The 15,927-nt window shown below is 42.5% G+C and carries 16 protein-coding genes and 1 pseudogene; 11 read left to right on the top strand and 6 right to left on the bottom strand.

Going from position 1 to position 15,927, the window contains the following annotated elements:
• Positions 1-62 precede the first annotated feature (62 nt).
• The 3 genes from WFH18_RS08555 to WFH18_RS08545 are packed head-to-tail and all read left to right on the top strand — an operon-like array spanning position 63 to position 2,626.
• A complete protein-coding gene (locus WFH18_RS08555) occupies positions 63-1,508 on the top strand; it encodes a cytochrome ubiquinol oxidase subunit I (protein WP_336754744.1) in 1,446 nt (481 codons plus the stop codon).
• Positions 1,505-2,509, top strand: a complete 1,005-nt coding sequence (gene cydB, locus WFH18_RS08550; protein ID WP_004280450.1) for a cytochrome d ubiquinol oxidase subunit II — start codon at positions 1,505-1,507, stop codon at positions 2,507-2,509. Before WFH18_RS08555 ends, cydB begins: the two co-directional genes overlap by 4 nt.
• Positions 2,510-2,518: 9 nt before the next feature.
• Positions 2,519-2,626, top strand: coding sequence for a hypothetical protein (locus tag WFH18_RS08545; protein ID WP_005251975.1), 108 nt, complete (start codon positions 2,519-2,521; stop codon positions 2,624-2,626).
• A gap of 90 nt (positions 2,627-2,716) precedes the next feature.
• On the opposite strand, the gene WFH18_RS08540 is transcribed toward WFH18_RS08545, so the two are convergent.
• Together WFH18_RS08540 and WFH18_RS08535 are read right to left on the bottom strand one after the other, a co-directional pair.
• Positions 2,717-3,328 carry a thermonuclease family protein gene (locus WFH18_RS08540; protein ID WP_336754743.1) on the bottom strand — a complete coding sequence of 204 codons (612 nt, stop codon included), beginning with the start codon at positions 3,326-3,328 and terminating at the stop codon, positions 2,717-2,719.
• A 168-nt stretch (positions 3,329-3,496) separates the two neighbouring features.
• The gene (locus WFH18_RS08535) at positions 3,497-4,414 is read right to left on the bottom strand and encodes a LysR family transcriptional regulator (protein WP_336754742.1); all 918 of its coding nucleotides are present in this window, start codon (positions 4,412-4,414) and stop codon (positions 3,497-3,499) included.
• 95 nt (positions 4,415-4,509) lie between these two features.
• Between WFH18_RS08535 and WFH18_RS08530 the strand changes: the two genes are divergently transcribed.
• The 7 genes from WFH18_RS08530 (at position 4,510) to WFH18_RS08500 (ending at position 11,417) form a co-directional block, all read left to right on the top strand.
• The gene (locus tag WFH18_RS08530; protein WP_262466735.1) at positions 4,510-5,751 is read left to right on the top strand and encodes an acyl-CoA dehydrogenase family protein; all 1,242 of its coding nucleotides are present in this window, start codon (positions 4,510-4,512) and stop codon (positions 5,749-5,751) included.
• Positions 5,752-5,803: 52 nt separating this feature from the next.
• Complete coding sequence (locus tag WFH18_RS08525; protein WP_216986075.1) at positions 5,804-6,925, top strand: phosphotransferase family protein; 1,122 nt, start codon at positions 5,804-5,806, stop codon at positions 6,923-6,925.
• Positions 6,922-7,620 (top strand): histidine phosphatase family protein, encoded by a 699-nt coding sequence (locus tag WFH18_RS08520; protein WP_071850090.1) that lies wholly within the window; start codon positions 6,922-6,924, stop codon positions 7,618-7,620. Before WFH18_RS08525 ends, WFH18_RS08520 begins: the two co-directional genes overlap by 4 nt.
• Before the next feature lie 40 nt (positions 7,621-7,660).
• Complete coding sequence (locus tag WFH18_RS08515) at positions 7,661-8,404, top strand: SDR family oxidoreductase (RefSeq protein ID WP_071850089.1); 744 nt, start codon at positions 7,661-7,663, stop codon at positions 8,402-8,404.
• Positions 8,405-8,813: 409 nt separating this feature from the next.
• Positions 8,814-9,872 carry a fatty acid desaturase gene (locus WFH18_RS08510; protein ID WP_004280438.1) on the top strand — a complete coding sequence of 353 codons (1,059 nt, stop codon included), beginning with the start codon at positions 8,814-8,816 and terminating at the stop codon, positions 9,870-9,872.
• 217 nt (positions 9,873-10,089) lie between these two features.
• Positions 10,090-10,800 carry an SGNH/GDSL hydrolase family protein gene (locus tag WFH18_RS08505; RefSeq protein WP_004280437.1) on the top strand — a complete coding sequence of 237 codons (711 nt, stop codon included), beginning with the start codon at positions 10,090-10,092 and terminating at the stop codon, positions 10,798-10,800.
• A 32-nt stretch (positions 10,801-10,832) separates the two neighbouring features.
• Positions 10,833-11,417 carry a uracil-DNA glycosylase family protein gene (locus tag WFH18_RS08500; RefSeq protein WP_005100141.1) on the top strand — a complete coding sequence of 195 codons (585 nt, stop codon included), beginning with the start codon at positions 10,833-10,835 and terminating at the stop codon, positions 11,415-11,417.
• 115 nt (positions 11,418-11,532) lie between these two features.
• On the opposite strand, the gene WFH18_RS08495 is transcribed toward WFH18_RS08500, so the two are convergent.
• The 3 genes from WFH18_RS08495 to WFH18_RS08485 all read right to left on the bottom strand — a co-directional run bounded on the left by WFH18_RS08495 (position 11,533) and on the right by WFH18_RS08485 (position 14,314).
• On the bottom strand, positions 11,533-11,988 hold the full coding sequence (locus WFH18_RS08495) for a pyridoxamine 5'-phosphate oxidase family protein (protein ID WP_336754741.1): 456 nt from the start codon (positions 11,986-11,988) through the stop codon (positions 11,533-11,535).
• A 161-nt stretch (positions 11,989-12,149) separates the two neighbouring features.
• Complete coding sequence (locus WFH18_RS08490; protein WP_336754740.1) at positions 12,150-12,590, bottom strand: hypothetical protein; 441 nt, start codon at positions 12,588-12,590, stop codon at positions 12,150-12,152.
• A gap of 167 nt (positions 12,591-12,757) precedes the next feature.
• A complete protein-coding gene (locus tag WFH18_RS08485) occupies positions 12,758-14,314 on the bottom strand; it encodes a phospholipase D family protein (protein ID WP_336754739.1) in 1,557 nt (518 codons plus the stop codon).
• 120 nt (positions 14,315-14,434) lie between these two features.
• Between WFH18_RS08485 and WFH18_RS08480 the strand changes: the two are divergent.
• Positions 14,435-15,547: pseudogene (locus WFH18_RS08480) on the top strand (S-(hydroxymethyl)glutathione dehydrogenase/class III alcohol dehydrogenase).
• 167 nt (positions 15,548-15,714) lie between these two features.
• Here the strand turns inward: WFH18_RS08480 and WFH18_RS08475 are convergent.
• A partial coding sequence (locus tag WFH18_RS08475; RefSeq protein ID WP_336754738.1) for a transposase occupies positions 15,715-15,927 on the bottom strand: 213 nt, incomplete at its 5' end.

The following is a 15,927-nucleotide window of genomic DNA, read 5'->3' as shown; positions in this document are numbered from 1 at the left end:
AAAATTCATGACTTAAAAATTGAAGGGCAAAGATGCCAACTAACAATGCATAGGTGAAGCTTATGACTCTGGGTTTAACTGCATTAGAGTTAGCACGAATACAGTTCGCCTTTACTGTATCTTTTCATATCATTTTTCCGGCAATTTCTATTGGCTTGGCCAGCTTTCTGGCCATTCTGGAATGGCGCTGGCTCAAAACCCAAAATCCGATTTTTCAGGATCTATTCAAATTCTGGGTGAAAATTTTCGCTGTGGCATTCGGGATGGGTGTCGTCTCTGGTGTGGTCATGAGCTACCAGTTTGGAACCAACTGGAGTGAGTTTTCCCGGGTGGCAGGCAGCGTGACTGGACCTTTATTGGCCTATGAAGTACTCACCGCTTTCTTTCTGGAAGCGGGCTTTCTGGGCATCATGTTATTTGGCTGGGGGCGAGTGGGACCAAAGGCGCACTTTTTCTCGACCTTGATGGTTGCGATAGGCACCTGTATTTCCATGTTCTGGATTCTATCGTCCAATAGCTGGATGCAGACCCCACAAGGCTTTGCGATTGAAAATGGCCTGATTGTTCCGCAAGATTGGCTTGCTATCGTGTTTAACCCATCTTTCCCTTATCGTCTGGCCCATATGGCTATGGCTGCCTTTCTGGTTTCCGCCTTACTGGTTGCTGCTACAGCTGCATGGCATCTGATCAAAGGCCGTCGCGATGCACTGGTTAAAACTTCATTTTCCATGGCAATGTGGCTGCTTCTGGTACTTGCACCTTTGCAGGTCATCGTCGGTGATATGCACGGTATTAATACCCTTGAGCATCAGCCAGCAAAACTGGCGGCAATGGAAGGGCATTGGGAAACCAATCATGACGAAGGCATGCCCTTATATCTCTTTGGTATTCCAGATATGGAGGCCGAAGAAACCAAATATGCAGTCGCAATTCCCAACTTGGGTAGCCTGATTCTAACCCACTCGATGGATGGAAAGGTTACAGGACTTAAAGACTTTGCGCCTGAAGACCGGCCGAATTCGCTGGTGGTGTTCTGGAGCTTCCGGATTATGGTCGGACTCGGCGTATTGATGCTGTTACTGGCGTTATGGGGAGCGTGGGCACGTACCCGTGGTCGCTTTTATGAGTCCCGTGCATTGCACCGATTTGCCCTGATTATGGGACCTTCCGGATTTATTGCCATGCTTGCGGGATGGTTTACCACAGAAGTCGGCCGTCAGCCTTGGGTAGTCTACGGCATCATGCGAACCAAGGATACATTGTCTCCGGTTTCCGCTGAACAGGTGGGGCTGACCCTGATTATTTTTGTAGTTGTCTACTGTGTGGTATTTGGTATCGGGATTTACTACATGTTGCGTCTGATGCACAAAGGCCCGGATTTTATTCATACCCGACCAGATCATGAATCAGATAGCGATGTGGTTCAGGCCTCGCGTCGACCATTAAGTAGTATTCGCGAACGTATCGAAGAAGTTCCTGAACAACCGGATCAGGAGGACAAAAAATGATTGATTTATCATTAATCTGGATTGTGATTATTGGTTTGGGTGTATTGATTTATACCATTCTCGATGGTTTCGATCTGGGCATCGGCATCTTGTTTCCTTTCTTTCCGCATCAGGATGAACGTGATGTCATGATGAATACCGTGGCTCCGGTCTGGGATGGCAATGAAACCTGGATGGTACTGGGTGGTGCAGGGTTATTTGCAGCTTTCCCACTTGCTTACTCGACCGTACTCTCGGCACTGTATATGCCAATTATTCTGATGGTGATTGCCTTGATTTTCCGCGGCGTGGCTTTTGAGTTCCGCTTCAAGGCAAACCGCAGTAAGCATTGGTGGGATAAAGCCTTTATCGGTGGTTCTGCGATTACCAGTTTCCTGCAAGGCATGATTTTAGGGGCCTATATTCAGGGGATTGAAACCCGAAATGGTGTCTATGTTGGGGGTGGTCTGGACTGGCTCACTCCATTCAGTATCTTTACCGGAATCAGTGTGGTGGTGCTCTATGCGGCATTAGGCTGTGGCTGGCTGATTTATAAAACCGGAGATGACTTGCAGGATCGAATGTTTAAACTGATGCCTAAGCTGATTATGGCCTTGCTGATCATATTGGGTGCTGTCAGTATTTATACGCCGTTGACCCATCCACAGATTGCCGAACGCTGGTTTAGTCAGCCACAATTCACCTATTTTATGCCAGTTCCAGTTCTGGTTCTGCTATTTACCTGGCTGGCCTTACGTGCCTGCAAAAGACGCAGTGAATTAGGTCCATTTACCTATATGCTGGTTCTGGTTTTCCTCGCTTATACTGGATTCTTGATCAGTCTATGGCCATATATTATCCCGCCGAGCGTGACTATCTGGCAGGCTGCAGCGCATGAAAATAGCCAGCTATTTGCCTTGATTGGTGCCTTGATCCTGATTCCTATTATTGTGATTTATACTGGTATGTCCTATTGGGTGTTCCGGCATAAGGTCAGGGTCGGCGATGATGGCTATCATTAAGGAGTGGTCATGAAAGGCAAACAGGCATTATGGTTTGTAGGACTATGGCTGGCAGGATTTTTAACGCTGGTCCTGATTGCCGGCGCATTCCGCTTTCTGGTGCATTTGGCTTATTAAATCGGTAAAACTAAAATGAGTGAAAAAAAAGTGATCAGAATGTCCTGATCACTTTTTATCATTTGCAATTCATCTTTGACAAAATCAAATTTACGATTTTACCTGCTTACGATAAACACTTGGACGTACAGGGCGACTGCCTTTCCAAAGGCCTTTTTTCTGTTTCTTAGCTTTATTTTGCAGCTCCATCATATAGCGTAAATGGTTTTTATCTTTGATATATTCTTCATAGACCCACGCTGCACCACGTTTGACAATCTCTTCATTGATATTTTTGCGATAGCGATAGACGACACCCACACAGCGACCATAACGGTCAATGTCGGTTATCTTGACCCGAACCATTTTATTATTCACCATGCTTTTGACCAGACGTTGCGATTCCTTGCCATAGGCTTGTGATGATTCAGGGGCATCGACAAAAGCAAAGCGCAATTTGGTCTCAGAGCGACGAATATTAAAACGGTAGCAGGTGAGGGTATCACCATCACTTACGGCTTTTACACGGCAGCAGTATTTTTTGCCTTTCTTAAAGGGGCGGAAAACATCTTTTAAATAAACTGTAATTTTATGCAGCAGATAATAAGAAAAACACAGCAGTACGAGGCCCAGCACAATTTGCCAGGTGATGGAGAGATTTAACAAAGGCAAGATCCAAATCAGCAAAACCAGCTGTAAAATCACAGCTAAAAGTCGAGCCATTTTAGAGCAAAGCCAGTAGATCTACGGCTTAAAAGCTAATCACTCAGTGTTTAGTTTTGTACCAGCTAAAATAGCCTAAGTATATTTTTCTACTGAAAAGATGAAGATGCAACCATCTAAACTTATATAAAAATAGCCTAAGTAAACTTGCATTCCTTTATAAATAGCCTAAGAAAAAATTTTATAAATTTCACTTCTCAAAAATTGATGTCTTTTATTCTCTTGCAAATCCTTATGCCAATACATCCCCATATTAATTTTCGGCAGTTCCACAGGGACTTCAAAAATATTTAGACTGGTAGCCAATTGTAAATGCGTCAATACATTTTTAGGAATAGTCAGCATGGCTGTCTTTTGCTGCTCCAGAATTTGCAGAGCAGTTGAGTAATGCTGACAGCGTAAAAAAATCTGTCGTGAATATTGTTTCCGACTTAAATAAATATCTTCAACCAAAACACCAGTACGGCGTGATGACACGCCAATATGAGGCGAGGCAAGATAAATCTGCTCATTCATTTCTGTTAATTGTGTACACACTACAAATTCATCTTGCACCAGGCGTTCAAACTGGATTTTTTCAGCAATGTTTTGTTCCAGATCTATGACAAAATCAATCTGTTGAGAGGCGAGGTCTGCTGCTATATTTTTACGGTCCAGTTTCATGCTGCTAAGCTGAATTTCTAGATTGAGTTGCTGAAAGTGCTGAACGAGTCTGGGAAAGATCATTGGTTCAATTTCATCATGAACGGCAATTTTCAAACTCTGAATCATTTCTGGTCTGAACTGCTGATGTTGTATTGAAATATTTTGAATTGCAAAAAGTGCATTCTTCAGCTCAGGATAGATCTGTTCCGCAAACGGCGTAGGTTGCATTTTGCTACCAGTACGTACAAATAAATCATCCTGTAAATGCTGCCTTAAACGTTGTAAAGCATGACTAGCAGCAGACTGGCTGATTGATAAAATTTGTGCAGCTTTAGAAATACTGTTCTGCTCATAAATTGCCATAAAAAGCGGATAAAGGTTAATGTCGATACGATGAAAATTTCGCAGGTCCATGACTGTTTTAGAATGAATACTATGCATAATAATGTATGGGATAAAATCATTTTATTCATAATAGGTTTTGGGTTAAGGTGTTGTAAAGTGTATGAATTAGAATATTTAGAGGGATAAAAGAGATGTTTGAGCTTTCAGCACGTGCACAAGATTATTTAAATAGAACCAAAAAATTTATTGCTGAGGAAATTGAACCAGTTGAAGCTGATTTCTGGCAGCAGGTTCATGAGTTGAATCAAGGCGGTGACTGGACCAAATGGCAATGGCCAGCAGAACTGGAAAGCTTAAAAGCCAAAGCCAAGGCAGCTGGCCTCTGGAATATGTTTCTCCCTTGTCCTGAACGTGGCCAAGGTTTATCAGTTCAGGAATATGCACATATTGCCGAACTTTCAGGTCGTAGCCTGATTGCACCAGTCGTATTTAACTGTAATGCGCCAGATAGCGGCAATATGGAGGTATTGTGGCGTTATGGTTCTGAAGAACAAAAACAAGAATGGCTGATGCCACTTTTAGAAGGAAAAATCCGTTCAGTCTTTTGTATGACTGAACCTGCAGTTGCATCCAGTGATGCCACCAATATGCAGGCAACGGCGATGGTGGAAGGTAATGAGATTGTTTTGAATGGCCGTAAATGGTGGTCATCAGGTCTGGGCGATCCTAACGCCAAAATCATTATTTTTATGGCACATACTCCAGATGAAACAAAAGACCGTCATCATCAGCATTCGATGGTTCTAGTTCCGGTAGATACCGCAGGGGTAAAAATTGAACGTATGCTGCCAGTGTTTGGTGACTACGATGCTCCGCATGGCCACGGCGAAGTCAGCTTTGAAAATGTCCGTGTCCCTGTTTCGAATTTTATTGGCGGTGCCGGTCAGGGCTTTGAAATTGCTCAAGGTCGTTTAGGACCAGGTCGTATTCATCATTGCATGCGCTGTATTGGCGCGGCTGAAAAATCCTTAGAGTTGATGATTGACCGTGGTATGAGCCGGACAGCATTTGGCAAAGAGATTTTAAAACTCGGCGGTAACTTGGAACGTGTCGCTGAAGCACGGGTTGCGATTGATCAGGTACGCCTTTTGACCTTGTATGCCGCCTATAAAATGGATACTTTAGGGAATATGGCGGCACTGACTGAAATTTCTGCAATTAAAGTCGTTGCGCCAAGTGTATTGGAAAAAGTTGTCGATATGGCGATTCAGATCCACGGCGGTGCCGGAGTCTCTCGTGATACGCCACTGACTGGATTCTTTGCTCAGGCACGTGCCTTGCGTTTGGCTGATGGCCCGGATGAAGTGCATAAGGGCATGATTGCCAAACTGGAACTGGCAAAACGTGGCTACAGTACTCGTCGCAAAAAATAGGCTGGCTTTAACTAGAAAATTGCAATGTATTAAAAAATTTTAAGGAAAAATTATGGCGGTTATTGATGTAGGTGGAGCAGTTCGTCAAGGTGAAGAACTGGATGTACAAGCCATCACCAATTGGCTAATTCAGCAAAATGTGAATGTTGAAGGCCCTGTGCAAGTGACCCAATATTCAGGCGGAGCTTCAAACTGGACCTACCGTTTACAGTATACCAATGCCGATCTAATTTTACGTCGTCCGCCGCAAGGTACCAAAGCCAAATCAGCCCATGATATGGCACGTGAATATCATGTACAAAAAGCCTTGTCTGAGCATTATCCGGTGGTGCCTGAAATGGTCGCGCTTTGTCAGGATGAATCAGTGATTGGTTGTGATTTCTATGTGATGAAACGGCTTGAAGGAATTATTCCTCGCGCCAAAATGCCAGCTGAGCTGCAGCTTACTGAATCCGATATCCGGACTTTATGTATCAATGTGATTGATAAACTGATCGAATTGCATCAGGTGCCTTATCAAGGAACTGAACTTGAAAATCTCGGTAAGGGTGAAGGCTATTGTCGCCGTCAGGTCGAAGGCTGGGATGTACGTTATGAAAAGGCTAAAACTTTAAATGTTCCATCGTTTAAATATGTGCGCAACTGGCTTAAAGATAATATTCCTTCAGATTCTAAAACCTGTGTGATTCATAATGACTGGCGTTTTGATAATGTCATCTTAAATCCGGAAAATCCGACTGAAGTGATTGGCGTACTGGACTGGGAAATGGCGACACTCGGCGATCCGCTCATGGACCTAGGTTCTGCTTTAGCCTATTGGGTGGAAGATACTGACAATGCCATCTTTAAGGCAACACGCCGCCAGCCGACCAATCTAAAAGGTATGTTTACCCGTAAAGAAGTGGTGGATTACTACTTGGGGAAAACCGGCCTGCAACCGGAAAACTGGGCGTTTTATGAGGTGTTCGGAATTTTCCGTCTCGCGGTGATTGCCCAGCAGATCTATTATCGTTATTACCATAAACAGACTAATAATCCAGCGTTCAAGGATTTTTGGGTGGTGATTCATGCCTTGCATATTCGTGCCTTAAAACTGATTGGCAAGCAAAAACTGGAAGCCAATGAGATTGCACAAAAGTATGTGCTTAAATTTAAAGAGATAATGCCAAAATGACAACCATTTACTTGATCCGGCATGGCCAGGCCTCTTTTGGCGCAGAAAGTTACGATCAACTTTCGCCCAACGGCGAGTTACAGGCAAAGCTTTTGGGTCGCTATTTTGACGAAATCCTGAAAGAAGCGCCTTATGTGGTGGCTGGTTCCATGCAACGCCATCAACAGACAGCGCAATTATCACTGGACAAATGTTTTCCGGAAAGTGAGATTCTGACCGATAGTGCCTGGAATGAATTTAATCATCAGCAGGTATTCGCCCGTTATGAGCCGCGCTTTAATCAGCCTGAATTGCTGAAACAGGATGTATCAGAACATGAAAATCCACGGGATTATCTGAGCAAGATTTTTAGCGGTGCAATTGCACGCTGGACTGGCGATGATTATCACCATGAATATGATGAATCTTGGCCAAGTTTCAAAGCACGCGTGGAAAGCGGCTTAGAAAATCTGTGTGACCAGTTGTCCAAAAGCCGACCACGCTATGCAGTAGTTTATACCTCAGGTGGGGTGATTTCTGTGGCTGTAGGCAAAATTTTGGGCCTTAGTCCGGAGAAAACCTTTGCTCTGAACTGGGCGATTACCAATACCAGTATCACGACACTACGTCTGGTGGGTAATGAACCGCAACTACTCAGTTTAAATGAACATCATTTTATTAAAGCACAGCGTCCAGACTTATTGACCTGGATTTAAAACCTAATACGTTAGAAAAATAAAGGAATAGGGTAAATACATGGCTAAAACAATTTTAATTACCGGTGCAAGTTCAGGGATCGGCGCCGGTATGACACGTGAATTTGCGAAAAAAGGCTATAACCTGGCGATTTGTGCACGTCGTTTGGAGCGTCTGGAAATCTTAAAGCAGGAACTGGAAAGCCAATATGGCATCAAAGTCATTGCCAAAACACTAGATGTCACCGATTACGATCAAGTGTTTGAAGTGTTTCGTGCTTTTAAAGAAGACTTTGGCACCATTGACCGAGTTATTGTGAATGCTGGTGTCGGTGAGGGCCGCCGGATTGGTAAAGGTAATTTTGCTATCAATAAAGCCACGGTTGAAACCAACTTTATTTCGGCATTAGCACAATGTGAAGCTGCAGTTGAAATCTTCCGTGTACAAAACTCTGGCCATCTGGTGATGATTTCATCTATGAGTGCAATGCGCGGTATGCCAAAACATTTAACGGCTTATGGTGCAAGTAAGGCCGGCGTGGCTCATTTAGCGGAAGGCATTCGAGCTGAATTGATCGATACGCCAATAAAAGTGACCACCATTTTCCCAGGATATATTCGTACTGAAATTAATGAAGGGGCAAAAAAGCTACCTTTTGAAGTAGATGAAAAAACTGGTTCGCGTTTATTGGCAGCAGAAATTGAAAAAGCACCAGTTAAGGCTTATGTGCCGAAATGGCCTTGGTTGCCACTCGGTCTAGCCATGAAAGTATTACCACTTAAACTGGTGAACAAGTTAGGTTAAAAGCGCTCTTAGATCTATAAAAAGAGAAGCTAGAGCGCTTCTCTTTTTATTTTTTATGACAAACTGAGAAAAATTTCTGAATCAATATTTTTTTCTAAAAAATGTATAGCTTGAATTTACAAAAAAGCGAAATTTTATAAATCCTAATATATTGATTATTAAAATAAAGTTTTAAATTATCAAAAATTATATTTTTATTTTATTGATGAATTTTCAATTAAATCAATTACTTTTAAATTTTCGTTTCATGAGAAAGACCATCTTTTACTTTTCCTAATTTTCGCCAATTTTAAGAACTTTTCCAAACTGTCCAAAACTTAGACATACTCACTCTAAAAGTGGAAAGATAACTTCTCTTTTTTAGAATTTCCTTTAATGTACAACCGTTCAGAAATTAAAGGTTGTCCATATGTCTACATCTGCGGATATGACTGACCAGCAGCGAATCTCCAAGGTCAGAAGTATCGTTACCCAGGCCGGGGAAGAGGTGCGTGCTCGTTATCCCATACTCAAACATCAGAACTTTATAGGTGCGAGTATTTTAGGCTTTGCCTGGGCAGGCATGATTGCATGCGCGGTAGCATATGGAACAGGTTATCTCTCAGCATGGTTTACCATTCCCTTGATTGCGATTTTTGCGTCATTGACCCATGAATTGGAACATGACCTGATTCATTATATGTATTTCAAAAAAACACCTTGGGCACATCATCTGATGCTGGCACTGGTCTGGTTGGCACGTCCAAACACCATCAGTCCGTGGGCACGTCGTCGTTTACATTTGCATCATCATAAATATTCAGGCACTGAACATGACCTGGAAGAACGTGGCATCAGTAATGGTATGCCTTGGGGCATTCGCCGAATTCTGGTGATTAGTGACCAGTTGATGTCAGTGTATCTGCGTCCATTTCAGATGATTAAAATGATTCATCTTTTTCTGGAAAAACAGCCTGAAAAAGAACGTAAAATTGCCATGATTTCTCAGCTATTTGGCTTTTTACCTCTCAGCATTATTTACTATGGATTGTGCTACCTGTTTGTGGTCTTTCATGGTTTAAATGCAGTTTCACCGCTATTCGGTTATGAGATGCTCTGGTCGCAAGGCATTGTCGACGCGATGCCGATTGTAAATCTGCTGGCAGTCATCTGGGTGATTCCGAACTTTATCCGTTCTTTTAGCTTGCAGTTTGTCAGCTCAAATATGCATTACTATGGCGATATTGATCCACGTGATGTGATCAAACAAACCCAAGTGCTCAATCCATGGTGGATGGTTCCGTTCCAGTTATTCTGCTGTAATTTTGGTTCGACCCATGCGATTCATCATTTTGTGGTCAAAGAGCCATTTTATATCCGTCAACTGACGTCCAAAACGGCGCATAAAGTAATGAAAGAAGTGGGCGTGCGTTTTAATGATGTGGGAACTTTTAAGCGTATGAATCGCTGGAATGACTATAAAATCTAAGCTTTAATTTCCATAAGAAATCCCGTTTTTAAGCGGGATTTTTTTATATTTATCCTTGATGTTTTACCCAATGGCAAGATGTATAAGCCTGTATTTTGCAAGAATCCTATCTTAGTTAAATTTAGGTGAACATTCATTTAAAATGACTGTTGAGGAAATAGTTCAAAAGAATAAACTCAGGTAAAATTAAGTATATCCCTATATAAATTAGCCCGCTATGTTGCTGAAAGCCGCCACCATTGCCTTGATTCCTGCACTTGTCATTCAGGGTAATCGTGTCAAGAAAAATACCCTAAGACTGCCGGAACCTGAAGGTGCACGTGAAGGTCAAACCGGAACCGGCAACAAACTGTCTCTGCTGATTTTAGGGGATTCGGCAGCAGCAGGTGTAGGAGTAGAACATCAGGATGACGCATTACTGGGTGCAATTCTGCATGAACTGAAAGATGACTTTGAAATTGACTGGAAATTACAGGCCAAAACAGGCGATACCAGCTCAAAAGTAATTCATGCTTTGGACCAAATAGAAGTCCAGCACTATGATGTAATCGTCACGTCGGTTGGCGTCAATGATGTGACCAAACTGATACCTGTCGAGGTTTGGATTCAGAAGCAGGAACAGCTTTATAGTAAAATTCAGCAAAAATTTAGTCCGAAACTGATCATTGCTGCCGGTGTGCCGCCAATGAATATGTTTCCGGCGCTACCGAATCCTTTAGCCTGGCTATTTGGCCAGTATGCTAAACAGATGAACCAGCAACTAGAAAATTTTGTGAATCAGCAAGTGAATATGCAATGGATTGAATACGATATTGAAAAGTATCGTGCCATGAATTTACAAATGGCTGCAGATGGTTTTCATCCGAGTAAGGAAGTTTATACACTTTGGGGACAAGAAGTAGCTGGCAAGATTCGGAAGACCTTCTAAAATAGTTGAAATCTCTCAATTTAGTTAATCCTATGTCCGATATTGAAACGCATCCGCTACCACCATTTTTACCGCCCAATGCCAAATTACTGATGTTGGGCAGCTTCCCGCCACCTGCAACGCGTTGGAAAATGAACTTTTATTATCCGAATTATCAGAATGATATGTGGCGGATTTTTGGACTGATTTTCTTTGAAAATAAAGATTACTTTTTGGACTTACCTAATAAAAAATTTCAGGAACAATTAATCCGGGATTTTTTAACAGAAACGGGGATTGCGATTTTTGATAGTGGCTATCAGATCCGGCGTTTAAAGGGCAATGCTTCAGACAAGTTTTTGGAAATAGTAGTACCTACCAATATTGAGCAACTGCTCAGCCAAATGCCGCAGTGCAATCATATTATGACCACAGGCGACAAGGCCACAGACACCATGATGCTGTCCATGCCTGAAGGGACTTTAAAGCCGAGTATTGGTCAGCCAAGTCAGGCCCATTTTGTCGGACGTGATCTGTATTTATATCGCATGCCTTCATCTTCTCGAGCATATCCGGTTTCTCTGGAGAAAAAAGCCGAAAGTTACCGGACAATGTTTGAACATGTGGGTCTGGTTTAATATTTAATCCAATAATCAGGTGAAAATAGTTAAAGAAGTTTCTGGGCTGCAGATAAGAAATAAACTTACTATTTGTAAGTTGGTGGCTTTATTTATTCATATTTGGATATTCGACTCAGCGATAGCTACTGATCTTAATCTCCCGGACATGATGAAAGCTTGACCAGATTAACTGGCTACCTTTGGTCCATTTTAAAGCTCGAATACGCGACTCCACCTGCTGTATTTCCTCAGGCGAGGCCGGACGTAAAGGACCAATTTCTCCATATAAGCGTACTCCTGGATAACGCTTAAATTTACCTTTCAACAGTGCATGAAACCAAAACAGTTTGCTACTGTTCACGGCTTGTATGCAGGCCAGTGGCTGATACTGTAAATTTTCACAGAACGTAGTCGAATAAGTATCAAAAAAGAAACCCGTGCTGGTCTTTTTGTTGAGGAATACGGTTCCGATCGGAGTAATGCTAGGAAAGCCTTTAGAGTTGACCGTTGCAATAGAGCAATGCATGGCAGCCCGTTGTGCATCATCGACCACCTGGCGAATCTGTTGCCATTCACTATCAGAAATCATGTCTTGATTCTCTTATTATTTTTTATAAATTTTATAACAAGTTACCCAGCTCGGCATTGCCTGAAAAAATTGAAGCTGAGGCAGTTTAATCAATTTTAAACGTTATTCAGATTATAAAAAAGAGCCATATGGGCTCTTTAAAAAAATGGAAAACTCGGCGATTAGCCATCGTATTCGACATAATCCCATAAGTTTAAACGTGCTTTAATTTCCTGACGGATCTCGGGCAACATCGGCAAAAGAGTGCCATCAATCCATAAGCTCAATGCTTGGGCAGAAGAGAGTACTTGCTCCAGTTCATCGACCAGTTGTGCACCTTTCAACATAATACCGGTCTCATCAGTGGCTTCGGTTTCTACACCTTTAAATAAAACCTGTAATTCATAACCGCTATCCTGAATCAGCCATTCCAGTTCAAGTTGAATATTTTCACTGGATTTCAAAACTACCTGTCCCTCGACCGTATCGGAGTCGGACAGACAGTCATGTTCCACCCGAATTTTGGCCAAATACCATTCTTGCTGGGATAAATCATGGAGAGTTTTTACAGGCGTCAGAATATCACTGAACTTAAACTGACGGCTTAAATCAAAAAATTGCATGGGAGTGGAGGGCGAACAATCGCAAAATACGAGAAAAGTGTAATTCTAAAGTAAGTGCAATCGACTGTAAAACCTTTTAAAAGATGATCGGACTAAGTTAGGTTAATCGGCCATTCTCGAAATACGGGCTTTTCATATAATATAATTTTGAAGTCATTTCAGTGTCATTACATTAGCCATTCACCAGGAAATTCCGTCACCAGATTCATCATAAAACGCTGGAATTTTGTAGTTTCCGGATCATGTAGATGTTGAATGCTACGGCCATCTTTTTGATGTTCTAGCCAAATCATTTCATTTTTTTCATTCAGCTTAAGTTGATAAGCCACGCGTGGTAAGTACTGATCCATCGCACTGGCAATTTCCTTCTGAAAATCTTCCGACTCAATGACCAGACCGACTTCGGTATTCAGATAGGCCGAACGCGGATCAAAATTAAATGAACCCACAAACACCATGCCATCCAGATCAAAGAATTTGGCATGCAAACTAGAGCTGTTTTTGTTTTTAGCCGGGATGATGTCTCCGGTCATAATTTCATACCAGGTGCGTTCCGGCCGGACAATGTAGGGTTTAAATTCCCAGAGTTCGATGCCACTTTTCAATAATTGCTGACGATATTGCTGATAATAGGCATGCACTGCGGCCACATCATTGGCCTGAAAAGAGTTGGTCAGGATTCTGATTTTCACCCCCTGTTGCGCACGACGGGTTAAATAGTCGGCCCCTTTTTGCGTGGGAATAAAATATGAGGACACCAGTTCCAGATGTTTTTTCGGCTCACCCATCAATTCGAGCATATGGGTATAAATATAATCGCCATTTTTGGCATGAGGACGGGCTTTTGCGGGACTATCCGCGACAAAATAAGCCGGCGCCCAGTGAATGGGTTGTTTTTTTAAGTGTTGTTCGACTTGTTTCTCGGCAATGCCCACCCGGCGTTTGAGTTCAGTTTCATCGACATCTTCATGTGCAAATTCAGTTCTGAGCCTTTTAAGCATTTCAGGATGGCCGGCATCATTCAGCACCTGTCGAACGTCATAACTCAGATCATCATTCCAGAAGTTAATAAAAGTTTGATTGGCATCTGTTACGCTTTGACCCGCGAAGAATATATCCACATCGGTGAATTGAAAATCTTCACTGGCATCAAAGTATTCACTGCTGATATTGCGGCCGCCGGTCACGGCTGCAGTGCCATCCGCAATGATCAATTTATTGTGCATACGATGATTGACCTTTTTCATCCGGAAGCCATAATCCAGCGCACGTAAATGACGAAATTTATAGGGATTAAAAATTCGAACTTCAAAATTTGGATGTTGGCTTAGAGCAAGAAGCTTGTCATCAAGCTGGGTGCCATTTTGATCGTCAATCTGGACCCTCACTTTGACACCACGATCGGCGGCTTTGAGTAATTGGGATAAGATCATATTGCCAATATAATCATCCTTCCAGATGTAATATTGTAGGTCGAGATGATATTTGGCTTTGTTAATCAGGTGCAGACGTGCTGCCATACTCATAAAACCATCATAGAGCGGCAAGAAAGCCGTTTTACCGCTATTGATCTGCTGTTTTGACAGTTGATTGTCGATCCAGTGTGCAGGTCGAACCGGCGTAATTTTCGCTTCTTCAGCAGTGTTGGGAGCCAGTTCACAGCCAGAAAGCATGATGCTAAAAGTAAAAATGCTCAAACATACAAAGGGCGAAGGTTTAGTCATTGATGTTCCATTAATTATAGGATCTTTTATTCCTTATCAGGTGATGTTAATAGTTGAATCTCCGAATAGAAAGAGGTTACTGTTAGTCATCTGTAAATCAGCAAAAAAAGACAGTTTTACATGAAATCACGTGCAGCAGTTGCGTTTGGTCCAGGCCAGCCATTAGAAATTGTAGAAGTGGATGTTGCTCCACCAAAAGCAGGTGAAGTACTGGTAAAAATTAGCCATACAGGCGTGTGTCATACCGATGCATTTACCTTGTCTGGTGAAGATCCTGAAGGTGTATTTCCTGCAATCTTGGGTCATGAAGGTGCGGGTGTGGTCGTTGAAGTCGGTGAAGGTGTCACCAGCCTGAAACCGGGCGATCACGTGATTCCGCTTTATACTACTGAGTGTGGCGAATGCTTGTTCTGTAAATCAGGCAAGACCAACCTGTGTGTTGCTGTACGGGCGACGCAAGGTAAAGGTGTCATGCCAGATGGTACGACCCGTTTCTCTTATAATGGCGAGCCGATCTATCACTATATGGGTTGTTCAACTTTTTCAGAATATACCGTGGTTGCTGAAGTTTCTCTGGCAAAAATTAATCCTGAAGCCAACCATGAGCATGTTTGCCTGCTGGGCTGTGGTGTGACTACCGGTATTGGTGCAGTACATAACACCGCTAAAGTTCAGGAAGGTGACAGTGTTGCAGTATTTGGTTTAGGTGGTATCGGTCTTGCTGTAGTACAAGGCGCACGTCAGGCCAAAGCCGGCCGTATCATTGTGATTGATACCAATCCGGATAAATTTGAACTGGCGAAACAGTTTGGTGCGACAGATTTCCTGAATCCAAAAGACTATGATCAGCCGATCCAGCAAGTGATCGTCGAAATGACTGGTTGGGGTGTAGACCATTCATTCGAATGTATCGGTAATGTAGATGTAATGCGTTCAGCATTAGAATGTGCGCACCGTGGCTGGGGTCAATCAGTGATTATTGGAGTAGCCGGTGCAGGTAAAGAAATTTCAACCCGTCCATTCCAGTTAGTCACAGGTCGTAAATGGATGGGTACTGCGTTTGGTGGGGTGAAAGGCCGTTAACAATTGCCGGGAATGGTAGAGCAATCCATGAAAGGTGAAATTCAACTTGAGCCTTTTGTGACACATACCATGCCACTGGATCAGATCAATGAAGCTTTTGACCTGATGCATGAAGGCAAGTCGATCCGTACAGTCATTCATTTTGACTAAGCTGTTTTAATCTAAAAAAGACCGGTACCAATCCGGTCTTTTTTATGCGGCTTTCACTTGATTCAGGATACATTAGTGCATGAAAGCCTCACAGAGAATCACTGAAACAACACACGCCTGCTAATGTCATTACATGCCAGATGCTTATATTAGATCTCTTGCGAAAGTTAATTCAAGAGCATCCAATTCACCATTCCAACAATTAAATTCATTCTTAGACCAAATCGTTTCCGTCTATTTCTATACCGTTCTGTTAATATCCGAAAATATTTAAGTTTGCCGTTGATATGTTCAATTGTGATCCTACGCCGACTGATTTCTTGGTTGATCTGTTTTGCTATTTTGGGTAATGATAAATTCTTAGGTTTCTTGATTGGAAT

Origin of the sequence: Acinetobacter sp. USHLN143 (assembly GCF_037145695.1) — a bacterium.
Classification (GTDB): Bacteria; Pseudomonadota; Gammaproteobacteria; order Pseudomonadales; family Moraxellaceae; genus Acinetobacter; species Acinetobacter fasciculus.
The sequence above is the reverse complement of the archived record's forward strand: the minus strand, read 5'-3'. Positions and strand labels throughout refer to the sequence as shown.